General features: G+C 65.9%; 19 protein-coding genes. 8 read left to right on the forward strand and 11 right to left on the reverse strand.

Translation table 11 applies throughout. From position 1 onward, the window contains the following. Window positions 1-87: 87 nt before the first annotated feature. From LQV39_RS19290 to LQV39_RS19300, 3 genes are all read left to right on the forward strand, one after another. Window positions 88-1,680, forward strand: coding sequence for a tryptophan halogenase family protein (locus LQV39_RS19290; protein ID WP_230027759.1), 1,593 nt, complete (start codon window positions 88-90; stop codon window positions 1,678-1,680). Window positions 1,681-1,732: 52 nt separating this feature from the next. Further along, window positions 1,733-2,758 (forward strand): LacI family DNA-binding transcriptional regulator, encoded by a 1,026-nt coding sequence (locus LQV39_RS19295; protein WP_230027760.1) that lies wholly within the window; start codon window positions 1,733-1,735, stop codon window positions 2,756-2,758. Between the two features lie 64 nt (window positions 2,759-2,822). Further along, complete coding sequence (locus tag LQV39_RS19300; RefSeq protein WP_230027761.1) at window positions 2,823-4,277, forward strand: Ppx/GppA phosphatase family protein; 1,455 nt, start codon at window positions 2,823-2,825, stop codon at window positions 4,275-4,277. Here the strand turns inward: LQV39_RS19300 and LQV39_RS19305 are convergent. From LQV39_RS19305 to LQV39_RS19315, 3 genes are read right to left on the reverse strand one after another with little or no spacing between them, the layout of a single operon-like run. Continuing rightward, entirely contained in the window at window positions 4,274-5,278 is a 1,005-nt protein-coding gene (locus LQV39_RS19305) for an alpha/beta fold hydrolase (protein WP_230027762.1), read from the reverse strand. The genes LQV39_RS19300 and LQV39_RS19305 overlap by 4 nt on opposite strands. A 40-nt stretch (window positions 5,279-5,318) precedes the next feature. Beyond that, a complete protein-coding gene (locus LQV39_RS19310; RefSeq protein WP_230027763.1) occupies window positions 5,319-5,570 on the reverse strand; it encodes a hypothetical protein in 252 nt (83 codons plus the stop codon). Beyond that, window positions 5,567-6,091 (reverse strand): hypothetical protein, encoded by a 525-nt coding sequence (locus tag LQV39_RS19315; protein WP_230027764.1) that lies wholly within the window; start codon window positions 6,089-6,091, stop codon window positions 5,567-5,569. Before LQV39_RS19315 ends, LQV39_RS19310 begins: the two co-directional genes overlap by 4 nt. 144 nt (window positions 6,092-6,235) lie before the next feature. Here LQV39_RS19315 and LQV39_RS19320 point away from each other — a divergent pair, with 144 nt between their 5' ends. Both LQV39_RS19320 and LQV39_RS19325 read left to right on the forward strand, forming a co-directional pair. Then, complete coding sequence (locus tag LQV39_RS19320; RefSeq protein ID WP_230027765.1) at window positions 6,236-6,775, forward strand: GbsR/MarR family transcriptional regulator; 540 nt, start codon at window positions 6,236-6,238, stop codon at window positions 6,773-6,775. Beyond that, entirely contained in the window at window positions 6,772-7,725 is a 954-nt protein-coding gene (locus LQV39_RS19325; RefSeq protein WP_230027766.1) for a TIGR01777 family oxidoreductase, read from the forward strand. The genes LQV39_RS19320 and LQV39_RS19325 overlap by 4 nt, the downstream gene beginning before the upstream one ends. A gap of 118 nt (window positions 7,726-7,843) precedes the next feature. On the opposite strand, the gene LQV39_RS19330 is transcribed toward LQV39_RS19325, so the two are convergent. From LQV39_RS19330 to LQV39_RS19345, 4 genes are all read right to left on the reverse strand, one after another. Then, on the reverse strand, window positions 7,844-8,317 hold the full coding sequence (locus tag LQV39_RS19330; RefSeq protein WP_230027767.1) for a histidine phosphatase family protein: 474 nt from the start codon (window positions 8,315-8,317) through the stop codon (window positions 7,844-7,846). Next, on the reverse strand, window positions 8,283-10,445 hold the full coding sequence (gene ppk1 / locus LQV39_RS19335) for a polyphosphate kinase 1 (RefSeq protein ID WP_230027768.1): 2,163 nt from the start codon (window positions 10,443-10,445) through the stop codon (window positions 8,283-8,285). Before ppk1 ends, LQV39_RS19330 begins: the two co-directional genes overlap by 35 nt. Window positions 10,446-10,992: 547 nt before the next feature. Further along, entirely contained in the window at window positions 10,993-11,661 is a 669-nt protein-coding gene (locus LQV39_RS19340; protein ID WP_230027769.1) for a hypothetical protein, read from the reverse strand. A 331-nt stretch (window positions 11,662-11,992) separates the two neighbouring features. After that, window positions 11,993-12,925: a LysR family transcriptional regulator gene (locus LQV39_RS19345; RefSeq protein ID WP_230027770.1), complete on the reverse strand. Its 933-nt coding sequence runs from the start codon at window positions 12,923-12,925 to the stop codon at window positions 11,993-11,995. A 22-nt stretch (window positions 12,926-12,947) separates the two neighbouring features. Here LQV39_RS19345 and LQV39_RS19350 point away from each other — a divergent pair, with 22 nt between their 5' ends. Then, entirely contained in the window at window positions 12,948-13,628 is a 681-nt protein-coding gene (locus LQV39_RS19350; protein WP_230027771.1) for a DUF4336 domain-containing protein, read from the forward strand. Between the two features lie 4 nt (window positions 13,629-13,632). On the opposite strand, the gene LQV39_RS19355 is transcribed toward LQV39_RS19350, so the two are convergent. Both LQV39_RS19355 and LQV39_RS19360 read right to left on the reverse strand, forming a co-directional pair. Further along, window positions 13,633-14,436 (reverse strand): lipid II flippase Amj family protein, encoded by an 804-nt coding sequence (locus LQV39_RS19355; protein ID WP_230027772.1) that lies wholly within the window; start codon window positions 14,434-14,436, stop codon window positions 13,633-13,635. Between the two features lie 18 nt (window positions 14,437-14,454). Continuing rightward, a complete protein-coding gene (locus LQV39_RS19360) occupies window positions 14,455-15,363 on the reverse strand; it encodes a LysR family transcriptional regulator (RefSeq protein ID WP_230027773.1) in 909 nt (302 codons plus the stop codon). 115 nt (window positions 15,364-15,478) lie between these two features. Between LQV39_RS19360 and LQV39_RS19365 the strand changes: the two genes are divergently transcribed. Together LQV39_RS19365 and LQV39_RS19370 are read left to right on the forward strand one after the other, a co-directional pair. After that, window positions 15,479-16,231 carry an SDR family oxidoreductase gene (locus tag LQV39_RS19365; protein ID WP_230027774.1) on the forward strand — a complete coding sequence of 251 codons (753 nt, stop codon included), beginning with the start codon at window positions 15,479-15,481 and terminating at the stop codon, window positions 16,229-16,231. Between the two features lie 61 nt (window positions 16,232-16,292). Continuing rightward, complete coding sequence (locus tag LQV39_RS19370; protein WP_230027775.1) at window positions 16,293-18,116, forward strand: DUF885 family protein; 1,824 nt, start codon at window positions 16,293-16,295, stop codon at window positions 18,114-18,116. A gap of 1 nt (window position 18,117) precedes the next feature. On the opposite strand, the gene LQV39_RS19375 is transcribed toward LQV39_RS19370, so the two are convergent. Together LQV39_RS19375 and LQV39_RS19380 are read right to left on the reverse strand one after the other, a co-directional pair. After that, the gene (locus LQV39_RS19375; RefSeq protein ID WP_230027776.1) at window positions 18,118-18,768 is read right to left on the reverse strand and encodes a TMEM175 family protein; all 651 of its coding nucleotides are present in this window, start codon (window positions 18,766-18,768) and stop codon (window positions 18,118-18,120) included. Between the two features lie 10 nt (window positions 18,769-18,778). Next, window positions 18,779-19,933, reverse strand: a complete 1,155-nt coding sequence (locus tag LQV39_RS19380; protein ID WP_230027777.1) for an acyltransferase — start codon at window positions 19,931-19,933, stop codon at window positions 18,779-18,781. Between the last annotated feature and the right edge of the window lie 14 nt (window positions 19,934-19,947).

The raw sequence follows: 19,947 nt of genomic DNA on the forward strand, positions 1-19,947 counted from the left end.
GTGAAATCGATTTCATAGTACATTCATGAATTATTGGATGTCAAACTCTTTATCAACAAAAAAGCAACATCGAACAAGGAGACCGCGATGCGCCCAGCTTCCCCCATCCACGAAGTCCTGATCGTCGGCGGCGGCGCCGCCGGCTGGCTTACCGCCTGCTTCCTCGCGAAGACGCTGGCGGCGCGCGAGGCCCAGGGCGTGCGCGTCACGCTGGTGGAGTCGCCGGAGATCGGCATCGTCGGCGTGGGCGAGGGTAGCTTTCCCTCGATCCGCGGCACACTGTCCGCGATCGGCATCGACGAGGCGCGCTTCATCAAGGAGTGCAACGCTACTTTCAAACAGGGCGTGCACTTCCGCCACTGGGTGCGCGCACCCGGCGCGCCCGGCGCCGACCATTACTTCCACCCCTTCAGCCAGCCGAGCCAGCGCCCGGGCGGCTTCGAGCTGCTGCCTTACTGGCTGAACGGCGACGCCGGCGCCGGCGTGCCTTTCGCCCAGGCGGTGACGATGCAACAGCGCGTCGCCGATGCCGCGCACGCGCCCAAGCGCCCGCACGATGGTGACTTCCTGGGACCGATGAACTACGCCTACCACTTCGACGCCGGACGCTTTGCCGCACTGCTGGCGGCGCATGCGAAATCGCTGGGCGTGCGCCACGTGCAGGCGAACGTCGAGCGGGTCGAGCTGGATGGGGAGGGCGCGATCGCGGCTGTGCACACCCGCGAGCAAGGCGCCTTGTCGGCCGGCTTGTATGTTGACTGCACCGGCTTCCGTGCGCTCCTGATCGGCGAAGCGCTCAGCTCGCCCTTCAAGAGCGTCAGCGATGTCCTGTTCGTCGACCGTGCGATGGCGCTGCAGGTTCCCTACGAAGCGCCGGATGCGCCCATCCCTTCCTGCACGATTTCGACGGCCCACGAAGCCGGCTGGACCTGGGACATCGGCCTGCAGGACCGGCGCGGGATCGGCTATGTGTATTCGAGCCGGCATACGGACGACGCCCGCGCCGAGCAGGTGCTGCGCGACTACATCGGCCGGCAGGCGGAAGGCTTGCAGCCGCGCCGGCTCGAACTGAAAGTGGGCTACCGCGAAACGCAGTGGATCGGGAACTGCGTGGCGGTCGGCCTGTCCGGCGGCTTCCTCGAGCCGCTCGAATCCTCGGGCATCGGCCTGATCGAAACCGCCGCCTACCTGGTCGGCTTCCTGTTCCCGCATGATGGCGTGCTCGAATCCACCGCGCGCCTGTTCAATGCGCTGATGCGCGAGCGTTATGCGCGCATCGTCGACTTCATCAAGCTGCATTACTGCCTGAGCCAGCGGACCGACGCGCGCTTCTGGCTGGATAACGTTGACGCGGCGACGATCCCGCAGACTCTGCGCGACAAACTGGCGATGTGGAAGAGCCGCCCGCCGCACCGCCTCGATTTCGTCACCGACCTCGAGATGTATCCGCCCTCGAGCTGGCAGTACGTGCTGTACGGGATGGAGTTCGATACGAAGCTGCGTGCCGGCGCCGTCGACCTGGCCAGGATCGGCGAGGCGCGCCGCGAATTCGGCATGATCGCGCAGATGTCGGGCAGGGCGCTGGCCGACCTGCCGCAGCACCGCGCGATGGTTGAACAGATGGTGCGCAAGGCGTCCGGCGGGCGCACATTCCGGCAGCCTGCATCGGCGCCGATTTGAACGTGTTTCTGAAACCGGTTTCGCAAGCCTTGTTCGGTGCTATACTGGCCGGATGAGAAAAGCATCCAGCCCAGGCCCGAGCAGCGGCGCCACGGTCCACGAGGTCGCCCGCGTCGCCGGCGTGTCGGCGGCCACCGTCTCGCGCTTCCTGAACGGCACCGCCAAGGTCTCCGACGAAAAGCGCAAGGCGATCGAAAGCGTGATCGACAAGCTGAACTTCAAGCCGAACGTGCTGGCGCGGAACCTCAAGACCGGCAGCTCGCGCACCATCGGCGTGCTGACCCAGTCGCTGGTGTCGGGCTACTTCGCCGACGCCATGGCCGGCATCGACGACGTCCTGCAGGGCACCGGCTACGCGCCGCTGATCGTGTCGGGCCACTGGCACGCGGACGAGGAGGCCGAGCGCATCGAGCTGCTGATCGCGCGCCGTGTCGACGGCCTGGTCATCCTGAGCGGCAAACTGAAGGACGCGCAGATCCTGAAGCTGTCGCAGCGGGTGCCCATCGTCGCCTTCGGCCGCAAGCTGGAGGGGCCGCAGGCCTACGGCTTCAGCCTCGACAATTATTGGGGCGCCTGCGAGGCGGTCGAGCACCTGATCCTGCAAGGCCACCGCCAGATCGCCTTCATCGCCGGGCCCGCGGACCACCAGGATGCGCAGGCGCGCCTGGCCGGCTACCGCGACACCCTGAAGAAGCACAAGATCAAGGAAAGCGCCGCGCTGCTGGTGGGCGGGGACTTCTCGGAATCCGGCGGCCTGCTGGCGGTCGAACGCCTGCTGGAATCGGGGCAGCGCTTCTCCGCCATCTTCGCGGCGAACGACTTGACTGCTTATGGCGCGCGCCTGGCCCTGTACCGGCGCGGCATCCGCGTGCCCGACGATATCTCCGTGATCGGCTTCGACGATCTGCACAGCTCCATGTACACGACGCCGCCGCTGACCACGGTGCGCCAGCCGCTGTTCGACGTCGGCCGCTGCCTGGGCACGGCGATCGTCAGGATGATCGGGCAGGAGCCGCTGGACCTGGAGGTGCCCCAGCTCAGCCTCGTGGTGCGGGAGTCGGTGCGGCGCATTTCCTGAACCGCGCGTTGCGGTCATCCGCGTGGCGGCTATACTGCACACAACGCCATTCCGGACAGATTTCATGTACGCAGCAGTCGATTTAGGCTCCAACAGCTTCCGCCTCCACATCGGCGAACCCATCGCCGGCCAGATGCACATCGTGCGCACCGCGCGCGACCCGATCCGCCTGGCCGCCGGGCTGGGCCCGGATGGGGCGCTGACGCCGGAAGCCATGGAAACGGCGGTGCGCAGCATGCGCGACCTGGGCGCCATCCTGCGCCAGCACCGGCTGGACGCGGTGCGCGTGGTCGCCACGAACACCATGCGCGTGGCCACCAATGCCGGGCTGCTGCTGCCGCGCCTGGAAGCGGCGATCGGGTATCCAGTCGAAATCATCTCCGGAGAAGAAGAAGGACGCCTGATCTACATGGGCGTGTCCGCCGCGCTGGCGCGCCCCGGCGAGCAGCGCCTGGTGATCGACGTCGGCGGCGGCTCGACCGAGGTGATCGCCGGCCGCGGCGACGAGATCCAGCTGGTCGAGTCCTTCAGCATCGGCACCCGTCCGCAGAGCGCCGCCTGGTTCCCCGATGGGCATGTCGGCGCGGTCTCCTTCGATGCCGCCGTCAACGCCGCGCGTGCGCTGTTCGAGGACGCCGCCGGCCGCTACCGCGCGCACGGCTGGCAGGCCGCCTACGGCTCCTCGGGCACCATCCGCGCGATCAACGAAGTCATCACCCGCAACCGCCTCGGCGACGGCACGATGTCGGTCGACAGCCTGCTGGCGCTACGCGACCGGTTGGTCGCGGCCGGCCACGTCGATGCCTTCGACCTGCCGGGCATCAAGCGCGAGCGCGTGATCGTGATGGCGGGCGGCCTGAGCGTGCTGCTGGCCGCCATGCAGGAGTTCGGGGTGCGGGCGATGAGCGCGATCAACGCCGGCCTGCGCCTGGGCGTGCTGTCCGACCTCGAACTGCGCGCGCGCCGCAGCGACCGCCGCGACAGCGCGATCCAGGACTGCATGCGCCGCTTCGGCGTCGACGAGGGGCGCGCCCTACGCACCGCCGCCATCGCATGCCAGCTCTACGACCGCCTGGCGGCCACCGACGACAGCCTGCGCCGCCACCTGCAGTGGAGCTGCATGCTCCACGAAGTAGGGCAGGCGGTCTCGCATACCGGCGCTCACAAGCACGCCGCCTACATCCTCGAGCATGCCGACCTGCCGGGCTTCACCAACCGCGAGCAGCGCCTGATGAGCACCATGGTGCTGGCGCAGAAGGGCAATCTGCGCAAGGTGAGGGAAGCCCTGGGCGAGCCTGACCTGGCGCGAAGCGTGCTGGCGATCCGCCTGGCCACCGTGTTCATGCACGCGCGCGTGGACGGCGACCTCGATGGCCTGCGCCTGCGCATGAAGAACCGCATCGAGATCGACACCCCGCGCGGCTGGCTGAAGCAGCACCCGACCGTGGCTGCATGGTTCGACAAGGAAGCCGCCGCCTGGGGCGAGGTCGGCGTCGGCTTCCAGGTGACCCAGGTTTAGCGCTTCAGTACTTCCAGCACGGCCTCGACGACGGCTTCCGGCTTGTCGGCCTGAATGATATGGCCGGCTCCCGCCACCACGCGCTGTTTGCCGTGCGTCGACAGGGCCGCGGTCTCCTTCTGGATGGCGAAGTTCTCGTCTTCGAAGGCCTTGTTCAGGGCGCTCTGCGGCTTGCCCGGCACGGCGTAGGGGCTGACGCCGCGCGTCAGCAGCAGCACCGGCATGTCGCCGAAGGAGCGCCGCCGCTTGCGCAGCTGCTCGTTCGTGAGGTCCATGGCCTTCCCTTCGTCGGCGACGGCGCGCCAGTAGGCCGGGTTGCTGGTCGCAGACTGCACGGCCGCGCCCAGGACGGGCCCGTAATTGTCGGCCGGCTTGCCGATGCAGTTCATATGCTCTTCGCTGCCGGGCTTGAAGCCTTTTTCGGCGGCGGCCAGGCAGTAGGCGGTCTGCTGCTCGCCCATCTCGGCGACTTTTTTGAACATGCCCTGGCTGGCCTTGTCCAGGCGCTTGTAGCCATCCTCGTGGGCCGGCTCCAGCAGCACCAGTCCCTTGACCTCAGACGAGTAGCGATAGGCATAGACCTGCACATCGGCGCCGCCCAGCGAATTGCCGACCATGACATAGGGCGGCTTGACGCCCGCGGCGGCCAGCAGCTTGTGCAGATCCTCGGCCACGTTCTCCGCCGTGTTCGGGCGCTTTGCGGGGTCGCTGAAGCCGAAACCGGCGCGGTCGAACACGCAGGCGCGCGTGTGCTGTGCGACGGCGGGCTGCACCCGGAACCAGGTCCAGCCGGCGTCGCCGGAAGGCGCATCGAACACCACCGTGGTGGCGCCCTGGCCGCTGCAATACAGGTTCATCTTGCGTCCGCCGACATCGACCAGCTGGTGCGGCTTCGCGAACGCGTCGGCGCTCGCCCACTGCGCGGCGGCTGCGGCCATCGAAGAAGGCGAGGCGCCGGCGATCAATGCCAGTACGGCGAGTCCGGTCAAGCGATTACTCATCGGGGTACATCCTTTATCGGGGTGAGAAACGGAAAACGGTTCAGGGCGAACTTTCGTCGCGCGCGCTCTGCGGTTCGCCCTTCCAGAAGAAGACGCCGAGCAGCAGTGCGCCCATCAGCAGGCCCCAGGTACTCAGCACAAGCGGACCGTGACGCGCCAGCGCGATTTCGCCGCCGATCAGCACCACGAAAAACACCAGCAGCACGACCCAGCCCTGCCACACCACCGGCAGGCCCCAGCCCCAGCCATTGCGCGCCGGGCGCACCGGAAACCAGTAGCGCCTGGCGCTCATTTCACGCCCTCGCAGGCGCGGCGGTCGCGTTCCGCGGCCGAGGGGATGATGCCGGTGCCGGTGCGCGCCACGGCCAGTTCGTCGACCCGTGCATCGCGCGGCTCGCTCTTGCCCGGCTGGCCGTCCGCGCCGACGGAAATGACGTCGCGGAAGCCCTGCGGCACGCCCAGGTCGACCAGCTTCACGCCCTTCAGGAAGATGTTCAGCGCGTTCATCGGGCAGTTGAAGCCGACATGGGCCAGCACATCCTCGTCGAGCAGCCGGGCGCCGACCGTGGTCGCGCTCAGGTCGACGTCCGGGCCGTTGCTGCGGACGAGGGTGACCGTTTTTCGTTCGCGCGACACCTTCAGTTCGTAGTTCACCTCGCCGCAGCTGGCGGCGTAGACGGTGCCGACGTCGTGCGCGCGCGGCAGGTGCGAGGCCCAGCCGACCCGCACGGTTTGCGACTGTGCCTGGGCGGAAGCGGAGGCGGTCAGTACGCCGGCCAGGATGGCGGTGGAAAGCAGAGTGTGTCTTGGCATGGGGTCTCCTATCCGGAACATCTTACAAAATCCCCGGGGCGAAAAGACTCGCGAAATGTCACAGCGGAAACATTTATCGAATTACGTTGACATTGTTTTCAGTATGTTCTTTAATTTCTGCATTAACAGAAAGAAGAGAAGATCATGCTGAACAGTCCGACCGCGCAGAAATTCATCCTCCACTGGGGCGAGATGGGCACCCGCTGGGGCGTCAACCGGACCGTCGCCCAGATCCACGCGTTGCTGTTCCTGGCCGAACGGCCGCTCAGTGCCGACGACATCGTCGAGACCCTGGGCGTGGCGCGCTCCAACGTCAGCAACAGCCTGAAGGAGCTGCAGAGCTGGAAGCTGGTGAAAGTGACCCATGTGCTCGGCGACCGCCGCGACCACTTCACTGCGCTGCAGGATGTGTGGGAAATCTTCCGCGTCATCGTCGAGGAGCGCAAGCGCCGCGAAATCGATCCGACCCTGACCGTGCTGCGCGAATGCGCGATCGAGGGCACGCAGGACCCGGAACTCGGCGCCGCAGCCCTGGCGCGCATGCAGGTCACGCTCGACTTCCTCGAGCTGCTGAGCGCGAGCTTCGAAGACTACAAGCATTTATCGCCGCAGACCCTGCAGCGCATCCTGAAAATGGGCGGCGCGGTGGCGCGCTTCCTGCCGAACGGGAAGGAGAGCTCATGAACGCATCGACTGTTTTCGATTCCGTCAAACGCAGCGTGCTGGTGACGGGCGCCACCGGTTTCGTCGGGCGCAATCTGGTGGCTGCGCTGCTGGCGGATGGGCATGAAGTGATCGCCTTGACGCGCCAGCCGCGGCAGGCCTCGACCGAATTCGAGGGCAAGGTGCGCTGCATCGCTTCGATGGACGAGCTGGACGCCGCGGCGCGGGTTGATGTCGTCGTCAACCTGGCCGGTGCGCGCATCCTGGGCACGCGCTGGACGGAGGCGCGCAAGGAGGCGCTGCGCCGCAGCCGCATCGCGCTGACCAAGCGGGTGGTCGACTGGATCTCACGTGCGGAACACAAGCCCTTCCTGTTCCTGTCGGCGTCCGCGATCGGTTACTACGGCATCCAGAAGATCGGCGACGTGAGGCCGCTGGACGAAAGCGCGCCGCCGCAGTCGATGTTCATGTCCGACTTGTGCCGCGAGTGGGAGGAAGCGGCGGGGGCGGCCGCGGCCTATGGCGTGCAGGTCGAGTGCATGCGTTTCGGCCTGGTGCTCGGCAAGGGCGGGGCACTGCCCATGATGCTGCTGCCGATCCGGCTCGGGCTGGGCGGCAGGCTGGGGAGCGGGCGGCAGTGGCTGTCCTGGATCCATGTGGACGATGTGGTGCGCGCGATGGCGCACCGCTGGCAGATGGCTTTGAGGGATCAAGGGCGGGCGGGGGAGCGGAGCGCCACCAACTTCACGGCCCCCGAATGCGTCAGCCAGGCGGACTTCAGCCGCACCGCGGCGCGCGTCTGGCATCGTCCGGCAATCGTGCCGACCCCGGGCTGGCCGATGCGGCTGGCGCTGGGCGAGCAGGCCGACCTGCTGCTGGAAGGGCAGCGGGTGGCGCCGGCGCGGCTGGAACGCGAAGGCTTTGCGTTCCGCTATCCGACGCTGGAGCAGGCCTTGCGCAGTCTGAAATAGGGAACCGGCGTCCCGGGTTCTGGGCGCCATCCTTTCTTAAAATTGCAACTAACCGACTGGGAAAAGGGAAGATACAGCAAACCGGGGCCTGGCCGGCCCCGCAAACCGCTAGCAAGGATCAGCGCAGCTTCCCCACCAGATCCGGCCCCACCGCCAGCCGTACGAAAGGCGCCGGATCGGCCCCGCCCTTGTGCGAAATCCAGAACACGCTCGCCTTGCGGATCTTCCATTCGTGCGGCTCGCCGCTGAAGATCAGCGAGGCCACCTGGCCCAGCAGCGGGTTATGGCCGACGATGACCACTGCCTGGCGCGCGTCCGGCCAGCCGCTCGCTTCGAGGATGGCCTGCGGCGTCGAATCGGTGTTGAGGACGTCGACGGTATGGAACTTGCGGCCCAGCGCCTCGGCGGTCTGCACGCAGCGCGTGGCGGGGCTGGTGAGGATGCGGCACTGCGAGGGCAGCTGGCGGTCGAGCCAGGCGCCGACGCGCGAGGCGTGGCGCGAACCCTTCGGCGTCAGCACGCGCAGCTGGTCGGCCGCTTCGTCCGGCTTGTGCGCTTCAGCCTCGGCGTGGCGCCACAGGATCAGTTCCATTGTCGTTATCCTTGTTGTGTTGATCGCCCGATGCGCCCAGGCCCAGCGATTCCATCAGGTGCAGCTGGGCGCTGTAGGCTGCCTGGCTGCCGCGCGGTTTCTTGCGGCGGTAGTGGCCGTCGCTGCCCAGCTCCCAGGCGTTGACGTTGTCCTTCAGGTAGACCTGCAGGCCTTCGCGGATCACGCGTTTCTTCAACGCCGGCGAGCGGACCGGGAAGGCGATCTCCACGCGGCGGAACAGGTTGCGGTTCATCCAGTCGGCGCTGCTCAGGTAGACGTCGTGCTGCAGCTTGTTGCGGAAGTAGAAAATGCGGCTGTGTTCCAGGAAGCGGCCGACGATGGAGCGCACCTTGATATTCTCGGATAGTCCCGGCACGCCGGGCCGCAGCGAGCAGGCGCCGCGCACGATCAGGTCGATGCGCACGCCATCGTTCGAGGCATCGTACAGTGCGCGGATCACCGATTCGTCGGTCAAGGAATTCATCTTGGCGATGATGCGCCCCGGCTTGCCGTCGCGTGCGATCGCCGCTTCCTGGCGGATCGCCTTCACGATTTCCTTCTGCAGCGAGAAGGGCGCCAGCCAGATGCTCGAGAGCTGGGTCGGGCGTGTCATGCTGGTGAGGTGGATGAAGACCTCGTTGACATCCAGGGTGATCTCTTCGTCCGAGGTCAGCAGGCCGAAGTCGGTGTAGTGCTTGGCGGTGGTCGGGTTGTAGTTGCCGGTGCCGAGGTGGGCGTAGCGGCGCAGGCCGTCCTGCTCGCGGCGCAGCACCAGGGCCAGCTTGGCGTGGGTCTTCAGGCCGACCACGCCGTACACGACCTGGGCACCGGCTTCTTCCAGGCGCTCGGCCCAGTTGATGTTGGCTTCCTCGTCGAAGCGCGCCATCAGCTCGACGATGACCGTCACTTCCTTGCCGCGCAGGGCCGCCTCGATCAGCGCTTCCATCAGCTCGGAGTCGGCGCCGGCGCGGTAGATGGTCTGCTTGATCGCCAGCACGCTGGGATCGGCGGCGGCGCAGCGGATGAAGTCGATGACCGGCTCGAAGGACTGGAAGGGATGGTGCAGCAGCACGTCCTGGCGGCCCAGCACAGCGAAGATGTCCTGGTGGTTGACCAGCTTGGCCGGGAAGCCCGGCACGAAGGGCGAAAACTTCAGCTCGGGCCGCGCATTGCTGTTGACCAGCTCCAGCAGGCGGCCCATGTTGACCGGACCGTCCACGCTGAACAGGCGCGAGCGGTCGACCGAGAACTGGTCGAGCAGGAAGTCGGCCAGGTGGCGCGGGCAGCCGCGCGCCACTTCCAGGCGCACCGCGAAGCCGTAGTTGCGGCTATGGAGTTCGCTTTGCAGGGCCTGGCGCAGGTTCTTGACCTCTTCCTCGTCGACCCAGAGATCGCTGTTGCGGGTCACGCGGAACTGCGAGTAGGACACCACTTCGCGCCCGGTGAACAGCTCGGACATGTGGGCCTGGATCACCGAGGACAGCAGGCAGTAGGAAGCCCCCGGCTTGCTTGATAATTCGTCCGGCAGGCGGATCACGCGCGGCAGCACGCGCGGCGCCTTCATGATCGCGATGCCGGTGCCGCGCCCGAAGGCGTCCTTGCCGGACAGCTCGACGATGAAGTTCAGGCTCTTGTTGATCACCCGCGGGAAGGGGTGGGCCGGGTCGAGGCCGACCGGCGTGAGCAGGGGCCGCACTTCCTTGTCGAAGTACTGCTTGACCCAGGCCTTCTGGGCGGCGTTGCGGTCGGAGCGGCGCAGCAGGTGAATGCCGTTCTCGGACAGGCGCGGCAGGATCTCGTCGTTCAGCTGGGCGTACTGGCGCGCGATGATCTGGCGGCATTCCTCGCTGGCGCCGTCGAGGTTGATGCTGGCGGTGTCGTCGGCGCCGCTCTGGTGGCGGTGCTGGGCGAGCAGGCTGGCGACGCGGACCTCGAAGAATTCGTCGAGGTTGCTGCTGACGATGCACAGGAAGCGCAGGCGCTCCAGCAGCGGCACGGAAGGGTCTTCGGCTTGCGCCAGGACCCGCCGGTTAAATTCCAGCAGCGAGATTTCCCGGTTGAGGAAGGGCGCCGTGCTGTCGCCGGTGGGCGCGGTCAGTGCCGCGTCCGGTTTTGACTTCATATCCATTGGGCTCGAATATTTCACTCGTGGCAACAGAGTATGAAGGCCGAATGTGACAGGCGCGTGAAAACGGCTGTGCCAGGCGAATGATGACCATCCCGGCCACCGGGGCCGGGTCCTGCTCGGATCATAGCGCGCCTGCGCGAATGGTGGCGCGGGTCCGCTCACTAGCGGCCATCTGCTGAGGTAATTTTCTAAGAGAAGATGTATGCGCTGAAAATACTAATCAACTATGAAGCAACGATAGTCGCCGGAGCAGAATATCTCGGCGTCCGTAACGCTACCGTCAGCTGTGTGGCTGGGGCAAAAGCATTTGCAGTTCTTCCCCAGCGAAACTTAACCTGGGCCCATTATCTTAAAGTCGAAGCGGGGTAGCCGCGACCATTTACACTGGCGGCTGCCACTATCCAACGCCCAGTTCGCGACGGAGACTTCCCTAAGCCACGTCAGTTGTCATAGCGACGCTTTGAGTGGCTCGTTCGGAAAGTCGAAGAGTGGACTTAATCCGTCCGGTATCGGAACTTCCCCCGCCAAATACGTCAAGGCGTAGCCATTAATCGCTATAGTCTACCGGCCCAATAATCTGCACAAAATGTTCAGGGCTGTCTTCCTTAATTCGCGCATGCCAGTAATAGCCGGGCGGGTCGCTTCCATCCTTTTCACGGTATGCAATGGCAACCCGAGTAACACTAAAATCTAAGGGGACACCCTTCGATGCGCGATAATTCTGCATAGCTAAAAAGGCTTTTCGTCCCTTGGCTCGCTGGTCGGTAGCAACATTGTCAGGAAAAATAATAGGGCGCTCTGCAATTTCCATTAGTAGAGCCCTTAGGAACTCAAGCCAGTTTCCCTTAACGGAAAAAATAGTCGAGTCAATACGGTTAGCCTCGAAAAGCCTGATAATTTCCTTCCGAAGCCCGCCTAGGTCAAGTGCCTGATTGACCGCATCATGAACGCCTGCTGGGTCGCTATGCCAGGTATCGGCAATGCTCTTATCAATCGCTCGCAATACCTCATGCCCACCTGGGTTTTTTCCTAGTTCACCGTGCATTACCCAATCGCAATACAGTGAGAGAACTGGGTAGTTTTTCTTGAGGAGTGGTGACTCAATGACTAAGCGTGCCCGCCTTAAGATGTCTACCATTTCCGCATAGGTCAACCCGCCCCTATTTTTTATGGAGTCCATGTGGGAGCGTAACCGCCCTGCTGGGTCGAATTTCATTATTTAGGCTGCCGTCGTAGTTTCAATATTGGCAAAAATATTATGGTGTGCAAATTTCGTCAAGTTCAGAAGACCGAACAAAAACCTCTAAGTACGCTACGCGCAACAGCCGGTACAATGCGCCGTATCGACAGTCCGCTCTGGCTCGGTTGCGGCCGGTCGTGACAGTCCATGACCTTTCCGCTGAAGCAAACTGCTAAGCTGGGCAAGCGGCCGAGTACGGTCGATAGCGGACGTGCACGAGCTCAGTTCAAGAACTAAGAACGCGGCCGTCTCCACAGACGTAATGACGCCATGACCCAAGCACTTCTTCCCGAAGACCCTTGGTCGCTTATAGCAGCCGCTCCACCGGACAATTCATCGCCAGCATGCGCTCCAGCGGCGGCGCCGTCCGCAGCCGCTCGCGCCACCATTTGAGGGCCGCGCCTTCCTCGCCGGTGCGCCAGGCCATGTACAGGTTCTCGTCCGGCCGCGGCTCCTCGACTGCCTTCGCCACCAGGCGCCCGGCTTCGATCGCCGGGCGGGCCCAGGGCTCGGGCAGGAAGCCGAAGCCGAGGCCGGCCACCTGGAAGTCGTATTTGGTCTGCATGTCCGGAACCGTCAGCGTGTCCTGGCCGAACAGCAGGCCCACGGTGCGCGCCTGCAGCAGGCGCACCGAGTCCGCCACGGTGACGGCGCGGTGTTCGCTCAGCTCGGCCTTGCCGAGACGGTGCCCCACCTTGGCGAGCGGATGCGAAGGGGCGACCACGAACACGAAGGAAATCTTCCCCAGCGGCTCGGCGGTGTAGCCGCCGCCGGACGGGCCTTCGCCGGCAGCGCCGGCCAGGAAGTCGACGCGGCGGTCGAGCAGGCTTTCCCAGGTGCCGGACAGGGCTTCCTTGACGATGCGCAGGCGGGTCTGGTCCGCCACTTCATAAAAGGCGCGGATGTCGTCCTGCAGGCCGAGCGGTGACAGGGCCGAGTCGACGCCGATGGTGAATTCGGTCTCCCAGCCGGAGGCGACGCGGCGGACGCGGCTTTCCAGGTCGCCGGCCGCCTTCAGCAGGTAGCGGCCTTCCTTCAGCAATTCCTCGCCGGCGGCGGTGAGCACCACGCGCGGGCCGAAGCGTTCGAACAGCTGCACGCCGAGGTCTTCCTCGAGCTTGGACACGGTATAGGAAATCGTCGACGGCACCCGGAACAGTTCCTTGGCGGCGGCCGAGAAGCTGCCGCGGCGGGCGATGGTGTCGACGGTGAGGAGAGCATCGAGGCTGATTCTTAGCATGTAACTATTTTACAATAGGGGCATGCTCATTCAAATCGCCCCCAATCTCTGGCACATGGAACGCGGCTTCAAGGCCGCCGGCCTGGCCGTCTCTTCGCGCATGACCGTGGTCCGTTTCGAAGACGGCCGGCTGTGGCTCCATTCGCCGGTGCGCTTCAGCGAGGCCGTGGCGGAACAGCTGCGCAGCCTCGGCAAGGTCAGCTGGATCGTGTGCCCCAACCGCGCCCACCACATGTTCGCCAAACACGCGCTGCGCATGTTCCCGCAGGCGGCGCTGTACGGGGCGCCCGGCCTTGCCGCCAAGCGCCCGGACCTGGAAGGCCTGGTCGAGCTGGGCGACAGCGTCCCGCCCGAATGGGAGCATGAGCTGGACCAGGCGATCGTCCGCGGCATGCCCTTCGTGAACGAGGTGGTGTTCTTCCACAAGGCGTCGCAGACCCTGATCATGACCGACGTGCTGCAGTGCTGGTGCGGCAAGCTGCCCTGGAATATCTCGCTGTATGCGAAACTCACCGGCGTGCGCTCGCACCTCGACGTGCCGCGCACGGTGCGCCTCATCACGCGCGACAGGGCGCTGGCGGCCGGCAGCGCGCGGGTCATCCTGCAGTGGCCGTTCACGCGGGTGATCACGGCGCACAACTCGATCGTGGAGCATGAGGCGCATGCGGCCGTGGCGCGCGCCTTCGGACGCTTCGGCGCCTAGCCGCCTAGATCACGCGGGCCACCGACGCGATCAGGACCGCCGAGGGCACCAGCAGGGCTTGCGCGGCAAGCGTCCCGGCCAGGCGGCTGCCGACCAGCCAGACCACGGCCTTCCTGAACTGGCCTTCGCTCACCTTGCCTTCGACGACGTCGTCCGTCATGCCCGACATGTGCGGGTCGATGAACACCGCCATCAGGATGGTGGCGCCGCCATTGATGATCGAGGACAGCGTGCTCGAAGTCACCCGCACCGAGGGATCGAGCACGCCCGCATACAGCGCGGCGAAGACGCCGACGGTCCACAGCGCGGTGGCGCCGACGTTCAGCAGCGTGATCCGGCCCGACACCCCATGGCCGGTGCGGATGTCGGTGACATTGCGCGCGGCCGGCACGCTGGCCACGTCCCGCACATAGGACAGGCCGCCCTTGAAGAAGCCATGCAGGATCAGCTTGGGAATCGAGCGGTGGACCTGGAAATGCAGGACGGCGCGGCAGAACACGCGCTGGAAGGTCGGTATCAGCAAGGCGCCCGCCACCGTCGCCAGGCTCGCCGACACCAGCAGCCAGCGGAAGTCGCCGAGCAGGGCGCCGCTGGACAGGGCGTCGAGATTGGTCTCCACGCGCTTGGCGAGGAAGGGGCCGAGGAAGGAATTCGAGGTGCGCGACACCAGCATCAGGATGCTGAATAGCGCGAGGGACACCGCGATCCTTTTCGTCCTGACGCCGGCGATCCGCACCGAGTAGGCGAGCGTGCCGATCAAGTGGATCACGAAGGTGAGGAAGCAGATCAGCAGGAGTTGTTTGTCCACGTTCGCATCATTGCATGCTCAGGCGCGGTCGTCCAGCGCCGCAAACAGTTCCACCGCCCAGTCGACGAACACGCGCACCTTGGCGTTCAGGTGCCGGCTGGACGGATACATCGCATACAGCGGGAAGCGCGGCTGGGTCCAGTCTTCCAGCACCCGCACCAACTCCCCGCGCTCCAGGTGGCCGCGCACCGCGAAACGGAAGGTCTGGCCGATGCCCAGCCCCGCCGCCAGGCCCGTGATGTGGGCCGTGCTTTCGTTGACGGCGGCCGCCACCGCGGCATCGATCTCGATCGACTCGTCGCCTTGCAGGAAGCGCAGCGGAAAGGGCTTGCCGGTCTGCGTCGAGGCATAGCTGAACAGGCGGTGCTTCGTCTCCAGTTCGCGCGGATGCGCCGGCGTCCCGAAGGCTTTCAAATAACCCGGCGCCGCGCAGGTGACGAAATCCATCTCGCACAGCTTGCGCGCGACCAGCGTGGTGTCGTCGAGGGCGCCGCCGCGGATCACGCAGTCGATGCCTTCCCCGACCAGGTCGGCCGGCAGGTCGCTCACGCCCAGGTGCAGCGCGATGTCCGGGTAGCGCCGCTGGAAATCGGGCAGGGCGGGCAGCAGCACCAGGTTGGCCAGCGAGGAGCCGATGCCGACCCGCAGCCGGCCCTTGGGCTGGGCGCGCGACCCGCGGGCCTGGGCATCCATCTCTTCCAGGTCGGTGATCAGGCGCAGCGCGCGCTCGTAGTACTGCGCGCCTTCCGGCGTGACGGTGATGCGGCGCGTGGTCCGCTGCAGCAGCCTGGTTTCGAGGTGCACTTCGAGGTCCTGGATCAGTTTGCTGGCGGTCGAGCGCGGCACGCCGAGCTGGTCGGCTGCCTTGCCGAAGCTTCCCGCTTCGGCGATGCGCACGAAGGCGCGGAGGGCGAGGAGGTGGTCCATGCGGGCGATTGTACATGTGGGTGGATAGTGATTCCAGATTTACCGGATTTACGCATGGGTTTGCGCAATCTACACTGGTCTCCATCGACTCACCACCCAAACCAAGGAGAACACCATGAAAAAACTCACAGACAAAATCGCTCTCGTCACCGGCGGCACCAGCGGCATCGGGCTCGCCACCGCCAAACTATTCGCGAAGGAAGGCGCGCGCGTCTTCGTCACCGGCCGCCGCCAAGCCGAACTCGACGCCGCCGTCGACGCCATCGGCCCGAACGCCACCGGCATCCAGGCCGATTCGTCCAGCAGCGCCGACCTGCAGCGCCTGGTCGACACCATCCGCGGCCAGGCCGGCCGCATCGACGTTCTGTACGTGAATGCCGGCGGCGGTTCGATGGCGCCGCTGGGCGGCATCACCGAGGCGCATTACGACGACGCCTTCGACCGCAACGTGAAAGGCCTGCTGTTCACGGTGCAGACCGCGCTGCCGCTGCTGTCGCAAGGCGCCTCGATCGTGCTGACCGCGTCGGCGGTGAGCATCCAGGGCACGCCGGCCTTCAGCGTCTACAGCGCCACCAAGGCCGCGGTGCGCAACCTGGCGCGCAGCTGGATCCTGGATTTGAAGGAGCGCGCCATCCGCGTCAACGTCGTCAGCCCGGGCCCGATCCGCACCCCCGGCCTGGTCGAACTGGCCGGCGACGATCCCGCCGCCCAGCAAGGCCTGCTCGATGCGCTGGCTTCGCAGGTGCCGCTGGGCCGCGTCGGCGAGGCGGAGGAAGTGGCGAAAGCCGTGCTGTTCCTGGCCTCAAGCGACGCCAGCTATGTGAACGGCGCCGAGCTCTTTGTCGATGGCGGCATGGCCCAGGTATAAGGCCTGTCCACGGGCGGGAAGCTGCGCTATCCTTGTCGGAATTTCATTCACAAGGAAACGCATGCTCCCGTCCGTCCGGTCCATGCGCGCAGCCAGCCTGGCTGCCGCGATTCTCGCTGCCAGCGTCCCATTCACGCCCGTACACGCCGCCGCTGCGCCGGTCAGCGCCGCTGCCCAGGCTTCCGGAAAAAAGATCGACCAGATCGCCGCCAGGTTCTACGACGCCCGCGCAAAATACGACCCGCTGCTCTACGCCACCGCCAACGGCGACAGCCGCTACGACGACCAGATCGGCATGGCGATCGATCCCAAGGTGCGCAAGCGCTACCTGGCCGCGAACCACGTTTTCCTGAACCAGCTGAAGGCAGTCGACCGCGCGCATCTATCCGACAAGGCCCGGCTGAACTACGACATCCTGGCCGCCGAAATCCAGGCCCAGCTCGACCTCGAGCGCTTCCCCGAGCACCTGCTGCCGCTGAATCACTTCGACAACGTGCCGAGCAACCTGGCCAACTATGCCGGCGGCACCGGCTCGCAGCCGCTGGAGACGCCGGCCCAGTACCGCGCCTACTTGCATCGCCTGCAGCAGCTGCCGGCCTGGATCGACCAGGCCATCGTCAACATGAAGGAAGGCGTGCGCACGGGCGTGGTGCAACCGAAGATCGTCACCATGCGCATGTTGCCGCAGTTCCAGCAGCTGCGCAGCAGCGATCCGCAGGCCAGCGTGTTCTACTCGCCGGCGAAGCGCCTGCCCGCCGCTTTCTCCGACAAGGACAAGCGCGAGCTCGCAATCGGCTATCGCCAGGCCGCGCTGAAGATCGGCCAGGCCCTGGACCGCCTGTGCACCTATCTGGAAAAGGATTATCTGCCTGCGGGCCGCAGCACTGCCGGCTACGGCGCGCTACCCGACGGCGCCGCCTGGTACCAGGCCCGCATCAGGAACAACACCAATCTCGATACGCCGCCCGCGCAGATCCACGCACTGGGCCTGAAGGAAGTCGCGCGCATCCAGGCCGAGATGGCGAAGCTGGCGCCCAAGCTCGGCTACGACGGCCCCTTGAAAGGCTTCCCGCAGTGGGTCGCGGCCCAGCAGAAGTTCAAGCCTTTCACCACGGAGCAGCAGGTGCTGGAGCGCTACCGCCAGATCTATGCCCAGGTGGATGCGAAACTGCCGCAGTATTTCAGCCTGCTGCCGAAGGCGAAGCTGGACATCCAGCTGGAACCCGAACTGACCCGCGCCACCGCTTCCGACCACTACACGCCGGTGGCGGCGGACGGTTCGCATCCGGGCGTGTTCTGGGCCGTGGTCAACGATCCCAAGGACTACGAGACGGTGGGCATGGCTACCTTGCTGCTGCATGAGGGCGTCCCCGGCCACCACTTCCACGCGGCGCTGCTGAAGGAACTGCCGCTGCCGGACTTCCGCAAGTTCTTCACCGAGCACCCGAGCGCCGCCGCCTACACCGAGGGTTGGGCCCTATACTGCGAGACCCTGGGCCGCGAGTTCGGCTTCTACGAAGACCCGGCCTATTACTACGGCCACCTGAACGACGAGCTGCTGCGCGCCGTGCGCCTGGTGGTCGACACCGGCATGCACGCCCAGGGCTGGTCGCGCGAGAAGGCGATCGCCTATGCAATGGAAAACCTCGGCTACAGCGAGGCGCGCGCCGCCAACCAGATCGAGCGCTACATGGTGTGGCCGGCCCAGGCCCTGGCCTACAAGACTGGCGCGCTGAAGATCCTCGAGCTGCGCGCCAAGGCCCAGCAGGCGCTGGGGCCGAAGTTCAGCTATGCCAAATTCCACGAGGTGGTGCTGGGCGACGGCACGCTGCCGCTGCCCATCCTGGAAAGCCAGGTGAACCGCTGGATCGAGGCGTCGAAGTAAATCAGGACGGCTGCTGGGCAGGCGCAACGGCAAAGCGGCGCGCCATCGCATTGCCCAGCGGGCGCAGTCCGAAGCCGAGGATGAAGGCGCAGTTGGCCGATCCCGGGAACAGGCCGGCCAGCGCCACCGCCAGCAGGGCGATCACGCCCAGGCCGCCCAGCCGGGCGCAGATGGCGACATAGGTCGCGTCATCCATCGGGTGCGCGCACAGCTGCGGATTGCGGTGAATGTAGCGCGCCACCAGCAGCGAGCCGAGAGCGATCAGGACCATCACGATCGAGTACACCCCCTGGGCCAGCTGCGAGAAGAAGTGGCCGTTGACGGCCGACGCGAAAGGCAGCAGGCTGGCACCGCCCAGCATCAGGATGGTGCGCCACACCAGGCCGCCGTCGACATGCCGCACATGGCTGTACACGCGGTGGTTGCCGACCCAGAAAATCCCCAGCACGATGAAGCTGACCAGCCAGGAATACAGGTTGGGCAGCAGTTCCGCGAGGGCCTCGCGCAACTGGGCGTCGCTGCTGATGTGCAGGTGCTCGGGCAGCCGCAGGTCGATCACCAGCAGGGTCATGGCGACGGCGAAGATGCCGTCGACCAGGGCTTCGATGCGGTGCTTGCTGAGCTGGAGGCTGCCGGAAGTCGAGTGGTCCATGTGCGCGGTCCTATTGTTGGATTATCAATTCTCGCTTGGCTTCCGTCTCAACGCAAGACCCCCGGCGCCCAAAGCGCGACGTGAACTTTTCCAGCAACAGCGCCAGGCCGAAGCAGACCAGCAGCACGGGCAGGTAGACGGTGAAGGTCCAGGCCTGCTCCTTGCCCAGCATGCCGCGGTAGAGACCCACGGCAGCCAGCACCACGAACATGTGCGACAGATACAGCTCGTAACTCAGGTTACCCATGCGCGCCAGCCAGCCGAAACCAGCGCGCGGCGCCGGTGGATGCGCATGGAAGGCCAGCAGCAGGCAGGCTGCGCCCAGCACCAGTCCGTACATGCCGGACTTGAACAGGTGGCGGTGCACCAGCTCGCGCCAGCCCAGCACCATCAGGATGCAGAAGGCGCCAAAGACCGCCATCGCGCGGGCGTCGCGCCGCGCCGGGCGCCAGCGCTGGGCCAGCAGCGCGGCCAGCACGCCCCAGGCGATCGCCGCCATTCCCGGCAGATAGGCTTTTTCCCACCAGACTTCGTCTGCTGCGGGCACCAGGCCGCGCAAGGGCATCAGGGCCAGCGCCCACACGATCAGCACGCCGGTCAAGAGCCGCCGCGGCAGCCACAGGCAGAGCAGCGGGAAGCCGAGATAAAACACTTCCTCGATCGACAGCGACCACAGGACGTCCCAGCCCGCGGGCGCCCAGCCGGTGCGGCCCTCGTACCAGTTGAAGGTGAAGCTGAGGGCGGAACCCAGCAGGCCGGCCAGGCTCTGCCTGTCGCCGTCGGGCGCAAAGCCTGTTACGCCGGCCAGGGCCAGCACCGACAATGCGGCCAGCGTGAGCAGCAGCAGGGGCAGGATGCGCAGCGCGCGGGCGCGGTAGAAGCGGCGCAGGTTCACGCGCTCGAGGCCGCCATCGCGTTCGACGATGCGGGTCGCGATTAGGAAGCCGGAAATCACGAAAAAGATGAACACCGCTTCGTAGCCGTTGAAGCTGACCGCGTTCAGCAGGCGCTTGGGCAGCCACTCCTTCAGCAGGCTCGGTCCCAGCGGCAGGCGGAAAGGCAGGGCCAGGTGGTGCACGACCACCAGCAGGATGGCGAGGCCGCGCAGGCAGTCGATGCCGAAGTTGCGGGCGGCTGGCGAGGGTGCATTTTCAGGCAGTGTCATCCGTGCATGGTAGC

The sequence above is a fragment of the Massilia sp. Bi118 genome (assembly GCF_918697865.1).
Classification (GTDB): domain Bacteria; phylum Pseudomonadota; class Gammaproteobacteria; order Burkholderiales; family Burkholderiaceae_D; genus Telluria.

Excerpts from the sequence above, each read along its gene's own strand:
- LQV39_RS19290 (WP_230027759.1), top strand. The coding sequence starts at position 88 with ATGCGCCCAGCTTCCCCCATCCACGAAGTCCTGATCGTCGGCGGCGGC.
- LQV39_RS19295 (WP_230027760.1), top strand. The coding sequence starts at position 1,733 with ATGAGAAAAGCATCCAGCCCAGGCCCGAGCAGCGGCGCCACGGTCCAC.
- LQV39_RS19300 (WP_230027761.1), top strand. The coding sequence starts at position 2,823 with ATGTACGCAGCAGTCGATTTAGGCTCCAACAGCTTCCGCCTCCACATC.
- LQV39_RS19305 (WP_230027762.1), bottom strand. The coding sequence starts at position 5,278 with ATGAGTAATCGCTTGACCGGACTCGCCGTACTGGCATTGATCGCCGGC.
- LQV39_RS19310 (WP_230027763.1), bottom strand. The coding sequence starts at position 5,570 with ATGAGCGCCAGGCGCTACTGGTTTCCGGTGCGCCCGGCGCGCAATGGC.
- LQV39_RS19315 (WP_230027764.1), bottom strand. The coding sequence starts at position 6,091 with ATGCCAAGACACACTCTGCTTTCCACCGCCATCCTGGCCGGCGTACTG.
- LQV39_RS19320 (WP_230027765.1), top strand. The coding sequence starts at position 6,236 with ATGCTGAACAGTCCGACCGCGCAGAAATTCATCCTCCACTGGGGCGAG.
- LQV39_RS19325 (WP_230027766.1), top strand. The coding sequence starts at position 6,772 with ATGAACGCATCGACTGTTTTCGATTCCGTCAAACGCAGCGTGCTGGTG.
- LQV39_RS19330 (WP_230027767.1), bottom strand. The coding sequence starts at position 8,317 with ATGGAACTGATCCTGTGGCGCCACGCCGAGGCTGAAGCGCACAAGCCG.
- ppk1 (WP_230027768.1), bottom strand. The coding sequence starts at position 10,445 with ATGGATATGAAGTCAAAACCGGACGCGGCACTGACCGCGCCCACCGGC.
- LQV39_RS19340 (WP_230027769.1), bottom strand. The coding sequence starts at position 11,661 with ATGAAATTCGACCCAGCAGGGCGGTTACGCTCCCACATGGACTCCATA.
- LQV39_RS19345 (WP_230027770.1), bottom strand. The coding sequence starts at position 12,925 with ATGCTAAGAATCAGCCTCGATGCTCTCCTCACCGTCGACACCATCGCC.
- LQV39_RS19350 (WP_230027771.1), top strand. The coding sequence starts at position 12,948 with ATGCTCATTCAAATCGCCCCCAATCTCTGGCACATGGAACGCGGCTTC.
- LQV39_RS19360 (WP_230027773.1), bottom strand. The coding sequence starts at position 15,363 with ATGGACCACCTCCTCGCCCTCCGCGCCTTCGTGCGCATCGCCGAAGCG.
- LQV39_RS19365 (WP_230027774.1), top strand. The coding sequence starts at position 15,479 with ATGAAAAAACTCACAGACAAAATCGCTCTCGTCACCGGCGGCACCAGC.
- LQV39_RS19370 (WP_230027775.1), top strand. The coding sequence starts at position 16,293 with ATGCTCCCGTCCGTCCGGTCCATGCGCGCAGCCAGCCTGGCTGCCGCG.
- LQV39_RS19375 (WP_230027776.1), bottom strand. The coding sequence starts at position 18,768 with ATGGACCACTCGACTTCCGGCAGCCTCCAGCTCAGCAAGCACCGCATC.
- LQV39_RS19380 (WP_230027777.1), bottom strand. The coding sequence starts at position 19,933 with ATGACACTGCCTGAAAATGCACCCTCGCCAGCCGCCCGCAACTTCGGC.